Below are 10,291 nucleotides of genomic sequence, written 5' to 3' on the forward strand. Positions count from 1 at the left end.
CGAGATGCGCTGGTGGGACATCGATCCCGTACTGGAACTGGAGAAGGACCTGTTCCCCGAGGACGCCTGGTCCCGGGGCATGTTCTGGTCCGAGCTGGCCCACGCGCGCGGGCCCGAGGCGACGCGTCGGTACGTCGTGGCCCTCGACGGGGAGCGGCTCGTCGGGTACGCCGGACTCGCTGCCGCGGGCGACCTGGGCGACGTGCAGACCATCGCCGTCGCCCGCGACCAGTGGGGCACCGGGCTCGGCGCCCGGCTGCTCACCGAGCTGCTGCGTGCGGCGACCGCGTTCGAGTGCGCCCAGGTGATGCTCGAATGCCGGGTGGACAACGTCCGCGCGCAGAAGCTCTACGAGCGCTTCGGCTTCGAAGCCATCGGTGTCCGGCGCGGCTACTACCAGCCGGGCAACGTCGACGCCCTGGTCATGCGCCTCAACACGGCTGCGGACAGCGGCTCGGGAGCGGGCTCCCCCTCAGTAAACGGCGGACAAGGAACAGAGAGCAATGGCTGACGAACCACTCGTCCTCGGTATCGAGACCTCCTGCGACGAGACCGGCGTCGGCATCGTCCGCGGCACCACCCTGCTCGCGGACGCGATCGCCTCCAGCGTCGACGAGCACGCCCGGTTCGGCGGGGTCGTGCCCGAGGTCGCCTCCCGGGCTCACCTGGAGGCGATGGTGCCGACCATCGACCGCGCGCTGAAGGAGGCGGGCGTCAGCGCCCGTGACCTCGACGGCATCGCGGTGACCGCGGGCCCCGGCCTCGCCGGCGCGCTGCTCGTCGGCGTCTCCGCGGCGAAGGCGTACGCGTACGCGCTCGGCAAGCCGCTGTACGGCGTGAACCACCTCGCCTCCCACATCTGCGTGGACCAGCTGGAGCACGGTGCGCTGCCGGAGCCGACCATGGCGCTCCTCGTCTCGGGCGGGCACTCCTCGCTGCTGCTGTCCGCGGACATCACGTCCGACGTGCGGCCGATGGGCGCGACCATCGACGACGCCGCGGGCGAGGCGTTCGACAAGATCGCCCGCGTGCTGAACCTCGGCTTCCCGGGCGGCCCGGTCATCGACCGGTACGCCAAGGAGGGCGACCCGCAGGCGATCACGTTCCCGCGCGGGCTCACCGGGCCGCGCGATCCCGCGTACGACTTCTCGTTCTCCGGTCTGAAGACCGCCGTGGCCCGCTGGATCGAGGCGCGGCGGGCGGCGGGGGAGGAGGTGCCGGTGCGTGACGTGGCGGCGTCCTTCCAGGAGGCGGTCGTGGACGTGCTGACCCGCAAGGCCGTACGGGCCTGCAAGGACGAGGGCGTCGACCACCTCATGATCGGCGGCGGTGTGGCCGCCAACTCCCGGCTGCGTGCGCTCGCCGCGGAGCGCTGCGAGGCGGCCGGGATCCGGCTGCGGGTGCCGCGGCCCAAGCTGTGCACCGACAACGGCGCCATGGTGGCCGCCCTCGGCGCGGAGATGGTGGCGCGCAACCGGGCCGCCTCCGACTGGGACCTGTCCGCCGACTCGTCCCTCCCGGTGACGGACCCGCACGTGCCCGGCCAGGCACACTCCCCCTCCCACGACCACGTGCACGAGGTCAGCAAGGAGAACCTGTACTCGTGACCGTCGCCCTGATGTGGGAGGCACGGGCAGTGCCGGGGCGCGGGGAGGACCTGCTCGCCTGGGTGCGGGCGCAGGAACTGTCCGGCGCGCCGTTGCGCCGGGAGACCCTGCGGGCTCCCCAGGACCGGGTGCTCGTCATCACCTGGTGGGACGCCGCTTACGATGCGGAGCTGCCGGAACTGCCCGAGCCGGACGGGGAGTTGGTGAGCCGGGCGGTGCACCGGTGGAGGTTCGAGGCGGTGTCCTGAGCGTGTTCCGCGGGGGGAGTCCCGGACGGTGTCCGGGGCGGGTGCCGCGGGGTCGGCCGGTCCGGGCTTCCCGTGGACCGCTGCTTTCCGGAAGACTCCTGCAAAGTTTCGCCTGCGCGTATGGAACCGTGGGGGGCGACCCGACACGTCGACGGAGGTGGGCGCAGTGGCCCGGGAGAGCATCAGGAACAAGGTGACGATCACCGAGATCGCCCGGCAGGCCGGGGTCTCGGTGCCCACCGTGTCGCGTGTCGTCAACGGCCGCTCGGACGTGTCCCCGAAGACCCGGGCCCGGATCGAGGACCTGCTGCGGCACCACAACTACCGGCGCAAGGCGTCCGCGCCGGTAGACCGGGCCGCCCTCATCGACCTCGTCTTCAACGACCTCGACAGCCCTTGGGCGGTGGAGATCATCCGAGGGGTCGAGGACATCGCGCACGCCGCGGGCGTGGGCACGGTGGTCTCCGCGATCCACGGCGCCTCGGGCTCCGCCCGGCAGTGGATGACCAATCTGCGCGCCCGCGCCTCGGACGGCGTGATCCTGGTGACCTCCGTCCTCGAACCGCGGCTGCACGAGGAGCTGCGGCGCCTCGGTGTGCCGCTCGTCGTCATCGACCCCGCGGGGTCGATGACCCTGGACGCGCCCACCGTCGGTGCCACCAACTGGGCCGGTGGCATGGCCGCCACGGAGCATCTGCTCGGCCTCGGCCACCGCAGGATCGGCTTCGTCGCCGGGCCGCCGCGGCTGCTCTGCTCGCGGGCTCGCCTCGACGGCTACCGGGCCGCGCTGGAGGGCGCGGGCGTCGAGGTCGACGACGCCCTGATCGTGCCGGGCGACTTCTACCACCAGGCCGGTTTCGGCGGCTGCAACGCCCTGCTCGACCTGGCCGAACCGCCGACCGCGCTGTTCGCCGCCAGCGACCAGATGGCGCTCGGCGCGATCGAGGCGCTGCGCCGCCGCGGCCTGCGGGTGCCCGAGGACATGAGCGTCGTCGGGTTCGACGACCTGCCCGCGGTCCGCTGGTCGGCGCCGCCGCTGACGACCGTGCGCCAGCCGCTGGCCGACATGGGCAAGCTGGCCACGCGCACGGTGCTGCGGCTCGCGCTCGGCGAGGAGCCGGCGTCGCCCCGGGTGGAGCTCGCGACCGAGCTGGTCGTGCGGGCGAGCACGGCGGCGCCGGCCGTCTGAGACGGCCGTCCGTCGCCGTTCGAGCGGCTCGCGGGCGCGCCGGTTCGGGTCTCCGCCGCCGTGCGCCGCCCCGGCGCCGGCGGGCCTCGGCCCGAGGTCGCCCGTGCGCTTCCGGTGAGCCGTCCCCAGGCTTTCCCGTGCCCTTTCGGTCAGCCCCCGGTCGGCCCGCGCCCTTTCGGCGAGCGGGTCGGCCCGCGCCCTCCGACGAGTCGTCCCGGGGCTCGCCCGCATTCCGTGGCGAGCCTCCGCCGTGGCCGCCCGCGCACCATTCGGCGGGCCGTTCCCCGAGGTCGGCGAGAGGTCCGGGGCCCGCCGAATCCCATATTTGTCAGGAGCGTTGACATACCTGTCGCGCGCCCGTAACTTCCGTGCGCACTCGACCGAGAATTTTCGGCTCTCTTCCGGAAGGTGTGCGATGCGAGCCTTGGGCAACACCTCTCTCTCCCGCCGTGGGTTCATGGCGGCCTCAGCGGCGACCGGACTGGGTGCGGCCGCCCTGAGCGCGTGCGGCTCCTCCGACAGCGGGAACAGCTCGGGCAAGACCACCATCGAGTGGTGGAACATCACCACCACCCAGCCCGCGAAGAAGCTGTGGGCCCAGCGCGCCAGGGAGTTCGAGGCGGCGCACCCCGACGTGAAGGTCAAGGTCGTCACGCTGGAGAACGAGGCGTACAAGTCGAAGATGACCGCGCTGACCACCTCGGGAAAACTGCCGGACATCTTCCACACCTGGGGCGGCGGCGTCCTCCATCAGCAGATCGACGCCGGCCTGGTCGAGGACCTGACCGACAAGGTGGCCCCCTGGACGAAGCAGTACCTGCCCGCCGCCCTGGCGGCCTACCGCTTCGACGACAAGACGTACGCCGTCCCGTTCGACATCGGCATGGTCGGCTTCTGGTACAACAAGGCGCTCTTCGCCAAGGCCAAGATCGCGACCCCGCCCACCACCTGGTCCGCCTACCTCGACGCCGTCCAGGCCCTGAAGAGCGCCGGGATCACGCCCATCGCCCTGGCAGGCAAGGAGAAGTGGCCCGGCATGTACTACTGGGCGTACCTCGCGATGCGGGTCGCCGGACTCGACGCGATGCAGAAGGCGGCCACCGACGCCGACTTCACCGGCGAGGGCTTCGTCAAGGCGGGCGAACACCTCAAGGATCTCGTCGCCCTCGAACCGTTCCAGAAGGGCTTCCTCGGCGCGGCCTACTCCACGCCCAACGGCGAGGCGGCCGCGATGGGCAACGGCAAGGCGGCCATGGAGCTCATGGGCCAGTGGGCACCCGTCGTCGAGGGCGACGCCGGCAAGGGCATCGGCAAGGACCTCGGCTTCTTCTCGTTCCCCGCCGTCGAGGGCGGAAAGGGCGCGCTCACCGAAGTGTTCGGCGGAGGCGGCGGCCACGCGGTGCGCAAGGGCGCGCCGGACGCGGCGGTGGAGTTCCTGAAGTTCTTCGCCGAGAAGGAGTTCGCCGCCAAGCTGGTCAAGGACACCGGACTGATCCCGGTGTCCAAGGACGTGCGCTCCGCGCTGACCGACGCGAACCTCACGGCCGTGTCCGACGCGCTGAGCTCGGCCACCGGCTTCCAGCTCTACCTCGACCAGGCGTACGCCCCCGCCGTCGGCCAGGAGATCAACGACAGCGTCGCCGCACTCGTCGCGGGCTCCAAGTCCCCGCAGCAGGTGACCCGTTCGGTCACCGAGGTGGCCAAGAGCGAGAAGAGCTAGCGGCCACCGATGACGCATTCGACGACATCGACCCCGTACGCGCCGGAGCTCGGCAAGGTGCCGGAGCCGGGTCCCGTGTCCCCGGCCGCCGGGCCGCGCGGGCCCGTGCTGCGCCGCCTGCGCGACTGGCTCTCGGCGGTCGTCTTCACGGTCCCCGCGCTCGCCCTGTTCGGCCTCCTGGTGCTGGTGCCGATGGGCTACGCGATCTACGTCAGCTTCTTCGACTGGGGCGGATTCGGATCACCCACGGACGTCACGGGGTTCGGCAACTACACCCGGCTGTTCGAGGACCCGGTGTTCCTCGGGGACCTGTGGCGCGGCGGGCTGCTGATCGGCTTCTCCATCGCCCTCCAGCTGCCGTTCGCGCTCGCCATGGCCGTGCTGCTCAACCAGGAGCTGCGCGGCCGGGCCGTCTACCGGATGCTGTTCTTCGCCCCGTACATCCTGTCCGAGGTCATCACGGGCGTGCTGTTCGGCATGATCTTCGCGCCGGGGGACGGACTCGCCGACCGGCTGCTCGGCGCGGTGGGGCTCGACGGCCTCGGCGGGGAGTGGTTCGCGGGACGGAACACCGTCCTGCCCACACTCTTCCTCGTCATGACGTGGAAGTACTTCGGCTTCCACATGATGCTCTACCTGGCCGGGCTCCAGGGCATCCCGGCCGAGCTGTACGAGGCCGCCCGGATCGACGGCGCCGGCACCTGGCAGCGCTTCCGCCACATCACGCTGCCGCTGCTCGCGCCGACCCTGCGGATCAGCGCGTTCCTGTCCGTCATCTTCTCCATCCAGCTCTTCGACCTGGTCTGGGTGATCACCACGGGCGGCCCCGACCACGCCTCCGAGACGATGGCGATCAGCATGGTCCAGTACGGCTTCAAGCGCTATCAGATGGGCTACGCGAGCGCCATCAGCGTCGTGATGTTCCTCATCAGCCTGGTCTTCGCCCTCGCCTACCAGCGCTTCGTGCTGCGCCGTGACACCGAAGGAGCCCTCACCACCATGCGAGCCAACCGATGAGCGGCGCGACGGGCGTCCCGAAGAGCCTCGTGCGCCGGCGCAGGCTGCGCGCCCTCCCCCTGTACGTGGTCCTGTGGGTGGTCGGCGTCTTCATGGTCACCCCGCTCCTGTACACGCTCGTCTCCGGTTTCAAGTCGACCGAACAGCTCTCCAGCAACCCGTTCGGGCTGCCGTCGCCCTGGGTGACCTCGAACTACACGTCCCTGCTCGGCTCGGGCGTGTTCTGGAGGTCCGTCGGCAGCAGCACGGTGATCGCCGTGGGCGCCACCCTGCTCACCGTGGCGACCGCCGCGCTCGCCGCGTTCGCGCTGGCCCGGTTCTCCTTCCGCGGGCGGGAGCTGGTGTTCACACTGTTCACCATGGGCCTGATGTTCCCGTTCGCGGTGGCGATCCTGCCGCTGTTCATCCTGCTGCGCACCTTCGGGCTCCTCGACAACCCCTGGGGCGTGATCCTGCCCGAGGCGGCCTTCGGGCTGCCGGTGACGCTCATCATCCTGCGCGGATTCTTCCGGGAGATCCCCGGCGAGCTGGAGGAGGCCGCGACCCTCGACGGCTGCTCCCGCTTCGGCTTCTTCTGGCGCATCCTGCTGCCGCTGGCCCGGCCCGCGCTCGGCACGGTCTCCGTCCTCGCCATCGTCAGCAGCTGGAACCAGTTCCTGCTCCCGCTGCTCGTCTTCAGCGAGCCCACCTGGTGGACGATCCCCGTCGGCATCCAGCAGTTCCAGGGTCAGTACGCCTCCGACGTGGCGCGCATCTTCGCGTACCTGGTGCTCGCCATGGCACCCGCCCTCGCCTTCTACGCGGTCGCCGAACGCCAGTTGATCGGCGGCATCACGCTCGGCGCGACCAAGGGATAGGGCCCGCCCCGCGGGGCCCGCCCGGACGGGCGGGCCCCGGCGGACCCGTTCCGTCGCCGAACCACTTCACCGACGTGAGGAGTTACATGACCCACCCCTGGCAGGATCGCGCTCTGCCCGCCGACGTCCGTGCCGCCGACCTGCTCGCCCGGATGACCCCGCGCGAGCGGATCGCCCAGCTCTACAGCGTCTGGCCCGGCTCCGACGAGACGCCCGGAGGGGACATGGCGCCGCTCCAGCACGCCCTGTCCGAGGACATCGACCTGGCGGAACTCCTCCCCGACGGGCTGGGCCAGCTCACCCGCCCCTTCGGCACCGCCCCCGTCGACCCCGCGGAGGGCGCGGCCCGGCTGGCCTCCCTCCAGGAACGCATCCGGTCGGCCAACCGCTTCCGGCTGCCCGCCCTCGCCCACGAGGAGTGCCTCACCGGCTTCACCGCATGGCGGGCCACCGTCTTCCCCACCCCGCTCGCCTGGGGTGCCGCCTTCGACCCCGCCCTGGTCCGGGAGATGGCCTCGGCGATCGGCGCCTCCATGCGCTCGGTCGGCGTGCACCAGGGCCTCGCCCCCGTGCTCGACGTCGTGCGCGACCCCCGCTGGGGCCGTACCGAGGAGTCGATCGGCGAGGACCCGTACCTCGTCGCGACCATCGGCACCGCCTACGTCCAGGGCCTGGAGTCGGCGGGCGTCGTCGCCACCCTCAAGCACTTCGCCGGGTACTCGGCCTCGCGCGCCGGCCGCAACCACGCGCCCGCCTCGATCGGCCCGCGCGAACTCGCCGACGTCATCCTGCCCCCGTTCGAGATGGCCGTGCGGGAGGGCGGCGCCCGCTCGGTGATGGCCGCGTACAACGACCTCGACGGACTGCCCGCGCACGCCCACCGTCGGCTGCTCACCGAACTGCTCCGCGAGGAATGGCGGTTCACGGGCACGGTGGTCGCCGACTACTTCGGCGTCTCCTTCCTGGAGTCGACGCACGCGATGACGGACTCCCCGGCCGGGGCAGCGGCGCTGGCCCTCGCCGCGGGCGTGGACGTGGAACTGCCCGCGGTGCGCTGCTACGGCGCCGGGCCGCTCGACGAGGAGCTCGTGGACCGGGCCGCGCTGCGGGTCCTGACCCAGAAGTGCGAGCTCGGCCTGCTGGACCCGGACTGGTCGTCGCCCGCCACGGACACCGCGGGCGTGGACCTCGACCCGCCCCACATGCGGGCGCTGGCGCGGCAGTTGGCCGAGGAGTCGGTCACCCTGCTGGCCAACGGCGGGGTGCTGCCGCTCACACCGGGCACCGGGCGGATCGCCGTGCTCGGCCCGCTCGCCGACGACGCGGCGGCCCTCCTCGGCTGCTACACCTTCCCCCGCCACGTCCTGCTCGACCACCCCGACGTGCCGATGGGCGTCGAGGTGCCCACGCTGCTCGAAGCGCTGCGCGCGGAGCTGCCGGACACCGAGTTCACCGAGGACCCGGTCGCGGCCGACGTGTGTGTCGTCGCCGTCGGCGACCGCTCCGGGCTGTTCGGGCGCGGCACGTCGGGCGAGGGCTGCGACGCGGCCGACCTGGAGCTGCCGGACGGACAGGGCGAGGTGGTGGAGAAGGCGCTGGCGTCGGGGACCCCGGTCGTGCTGGTCGTGCTCTCCGGGCGCCCGTACGCGCTCGGCCGCTGGGCCGACCGGTGCGCGGCGGTGGTGCAGGCCTTCTTCGCGGGCCAGGCGGGCGGCTCCGCCGTCGCCGGTGTGCTGTCCGGACGCGTCAACCCCTCGGGGCGGCTCCCGGTGAGCGTGCCCCGAGACCCCGGCGGGCAGCCGGGTACGTATCTGGCGCCGCCGCTGGGCCGCCGGGGCGAGGCGAGCAGCATCGACCCCACCCCGCTGTTCCCGTTCGGGCACGGCCTGTCCTACACGTCCTGGGCCTGGCAGCCACCGACGGTCGACGACCGTTCGTTCCCGACGGACGGCGAGACGACGCTGCGGCTGACCGTCCGCAACACGGGGGAGCGGGCCGGCTCGGAGGTCGTCCAGCTCTATCTCCACGACCCGGTCGGCAAGGTGACACGGCCCGTGGTCCGGCTGATCGGCTACGCGCGGGTGCCGCTGGAGGCGGGCACCTCGGCGGAGGTGCACTTCACCGTGCCCGCGGACCTGGCCGCGTACACCGGACCCGACGGTGACCGGATCGTCGAACCCGGGGCGCTGGAACTGCGGTTGGCGGTGTCCGGTGCGGACGAGGGGGTGCGCTGGACGGTGCCGGTGACACTGACCGGACCCGAGCGGGTGGTGGGGCCCGGACGGCGGATGCGGTGCGAGGTGGGCGTGAAGTGAGGCGCCGGGCCGGGCTCCGATACTTTCGCGCCAAGAGTCGATCGTTCAGTCGGCGCATGGCGTGCAAAGGTGGGTCGGAGTGCGGGTGGGCGAGGCTAAGATCCCGCTCATGAATTCCGCGAAGCCGCCGCGAACCCCGGGAACACGCACCTCGGCGCGTCCGTCCGCGCGGTCCGCGCAGAGCGCGACGCTCGCCGAGATCGCCCGCGAGGCCGGCGTGTCCGCGCCGACCGTTTCGAAGGTGCTCAACGGCCGCGCGGACGTGGCCCCCGGGACGCGTACGCGCGTGGAGGAGTTGCTGCGTTCTCACGGCTACCGGCGGCGCCGGGCCGAGGCGACCCGCTCGCCCCTCATCGACGTGGTCTTCCACGAGCTGGAGAGCGCCTGGGCGATGGAGGTGATCCGGGGCGTCGAGAACGTCGCGCGGGACGAGGGGCTGAGCGTCGTCCTCTCCGAGAGCGCGGGCCGGCTGACCCCCGGACGCACCTGGGCGGACCAGGTCGCCGCCCGCCGCCCGCACGGCGTGGTCCTCGTGCTCTCCGGTCTCGACGAGTCCGGGCAGGCGCTGCTGACCAGCAGGTCCATCCCGTTCGTGGTGATGGACCCGGCCGGCGACCCGGGCGACGACGTACCGTCCGTCGGGGCCACCAACTGGCACGGCGGCCTGGCCGCCACCCGTCATCTCGTCGAACTGGGCCACACCCGCATCGGCGCGATCAGCGGGCCCGCACGCATGATGTGCAGCCGCGCCCGCGTCGCCGGGTACCGGGCCGCGCTGGAGACGGCGGGGTTGCCGTCCGACCCGGATCTGATCCGGCCGGGCACCTTCTACCACGACAGCGGCTACCGTGCGGGCCTCGAACTGCTGCGCCTCCCGGACCGGCCCACCGCCGTCTTCGCGGGCAACGACCTCCAGGCGCTCGGCCTGTACGAGGCCGCGCGCGAGCTCGGGCTGCGCATTCCCGGGGACCTGAGCGTCGTCGGGTTCGACGACCTGCCGGTGGCCCGCTGGGTCGGCCCGCCGCTGACGACGGTGCGGCAGCCGCTCACCGAGATGGCCGAGGCGGCGGCGCGGCTGGTGCTCCGACTGGGCCGCCAGGAAGGGCCGCCGTCGGCGACACGCGTGGAACTGGCCACGAGCCTCGTGGTGCGCAGCAGCACCGGCGCGCCACCGGCGTAGCGGGGACGTCCTGCGGCGGACCCCGGCACGGCGGCTGCCGTGCCGGACGGCGGTGACCCTGCTCGGCGAGGACGGCGAGGACGGCGAGGACGGCGAGGACGGCGAGGACGGCGAGGACGGCGAGGACGGCGAGGACGGCGAGGACGGCGAGGACGGCG

The 10,291-nt window shown here is 72.6% G+C and carries 9 protein-coding genes; all 9 read left to right on the plus strand.

Translation table 11 applies throughout. The features are described 5' to 3' along the window. The first annotated feature begins 4 nt into the window (after nucleotides 1-4). The 9 genes from rimI (at nucleotide 5) to H305_RS0141400 (ending at nucleotide 10,133) form a co-directional block, all read left to right on the plus strand. Nucleotides 5-511: a ribosomal protein S18-alanine N-acetyltransferase gene (gene rimI, locus H305_RS0141360; RefSeq protein WP_028805625.1), complete on the plus strand. Its 507-nt coding sequence runs from the start codon at nucleotides 5-7 to the stop codon at nucleotides 509-511. After that, nucleotides 504-1,607 carry a tRNA (adenosine(37)-N6)-threonylcarbamoyltransferase complex transferase subunit TsaD gene (gene tsaD, locus H305_RS0141365; RefSeq protein ID WP_028805626.1) on the plus strand — a complete coding sequence of 368 codons (1,104 nt, stop codon included), beginning with the start codon at nucleotides 504-506 and terminating at the stop codon, nucleotides 1,605-1,607. The genes rimI and tsaD overlap by 8 nt, the downstream gene beginning before the upstream one ends. Continuing rightward, nucleotides 1,604-1,855: a hypothetical protein gene (locus H305_RS0141370; protein ID WP_028805627.1), complete on the plus strand. Its 252-nt coding sequence runs from the start codon at nucleotides 1,604-1,606 to the stop codon at nucleotides 1,853-1,855. The genes tsaD and H305_RS0141370 overlap by 4 nt, the downstream gene beginning before the upstream one ends. A 166-nt stretch (nucleotides 1,856-2,021) precedes the next feature. Then, nucleotides 2,022-3,044 (plus strand): LacI family DNA-binding transcriptional regulator, encoded by a 1,023-nt coding sequence (locus tag H305_RS0141375; protein ID WP_028805628.1) that lies wholly within the window; start codon nucleotides 2,022-2,024, stop codon nucleotides 3,042-3,044. A 424-nt stretch (nucleotides 3,045-3,468) separates the two neighbouring features. Beyond that, nucleotides 3,469-4,764 (plus strand): extracellular solute-binding protein, encoded by a 1,296-nt coding sequence (locus H305_RS0141380; protein WP_028805629.1) that lies wholly within the window; start codon nucleotides 3,469-3,471, stop codon nucleotides 4,762-4,764. Nucleotides 4,765-4,773: 9 nt separating this feature from the next. Continuing rightward, a complete protein-coding gene (locus H305_RS0141385) occupies nucleotides 4,774-5,781 on the plus strand; it encodes a carbohydrate ABC transporter permease (RefSeq protein ID WP_028805630.1) in 1,008 nt (335 codons plus the stop codon). Continuing rightward, nucleotides 5,778-6,638 (plus strand): carbohydrate ABC transporter permease, encoded by an 861-nt coding sequence (locus H305_RS0141390; RefSeq protein ID WP_051371560.1) that lies wholly within the window; start codon nucleotides 5,778-5,780, stop codon nucleotides 6,636-6,638. Before H305_RS0141385 ends, H305_RS0141390 begins: the two co-directional genes overlap by 4 nt. Before the next feature lie 86 nt (nucleotides 6,639-6,724). Continuing rightward, nucleotides 6,725-8,953, plus strand: coding sequence for a beta-glucosidase family protein (locus H305_RS0141395; protein ID WP_028805632.1), 2,229 nt, complete (start codon nucleotides 6,725-6,727; stop codon nucleotides 8,951-8,953). A 109-nt stretch (nucleotides 8,954-9,062) separates the two neighbouring features. Continuing rightward, nucleotides 9,063-10,133, plus strand: a complete 1,071-nt coding sequence (locus tag H305_RS0141400; RefSeq protein WP_028805633.1) for a LacI family DNA-binding transcriptional regulator — start codon at nucleotides 9,063-9,065, stop codon at nucleotides 10,131-10,133. Nucleotides 10,134-10,291: the final 158 nt, after the last annotated feature.

Origin of the sequence: Streptomyces sp. 142MFCol3.1 (genome assembly GCF_000424945.1) — a bacterium.
GTDB classification, from domain to species: domain Bacteria; phylum Actinomycetota; class Actinomycetes; order Streptomycetales; family Streptomycetaceae; genus Streptomyces; species Streptomyces siamensis.

What these genes read in the sequence shown, in the direction of transcription:
- tsaD (WP_028805626.1), top strand. Translation starts at nt 504, where the DNA reads ATGGCTGACGAACCACTCGTCCTCGGTATCGAGACCTCCTGCGACGAG.
- H305_RS0141400 (WP_028805633.1), top strand. Translation starts at nt 9,063, where the DNA reads ATGAATTCCGCGAAGCCGCCGCGAACCCCGGGAACACGCACCTCGGCG.
- H305_RS0141390 (WP_051371560.1), top strand. Translation starts at nt 5,778, where the DNA reads ATGAGCGGCGCGACGGGCGTCCCGAAGAGCCTCGTGCGCCGGCGCAGG.
- rimI (WP_028805625.1), top strand. Translation starts at nt 5, where the DNA reads ATGCGCTGGTGGGACATCGATCCCGTACTGGAACTGGAGAAGGACCTG.
- H305_RS0141395 (WP_028805632.1), top strand. Translation starts at nt 6,725, where the DNA reads ATGACCCACCCCTGGCAGGATCGCGCTCTGCCCGCCGACGTCCGTGCC.
- H305_RS0141385 (WP_028805630.1), top strand. Translation starts at nt 4,774, where the DNA reads ATGACGCATTCGACGACATCGACCCCGTACGCGCCGGAGCTCGGCAAG.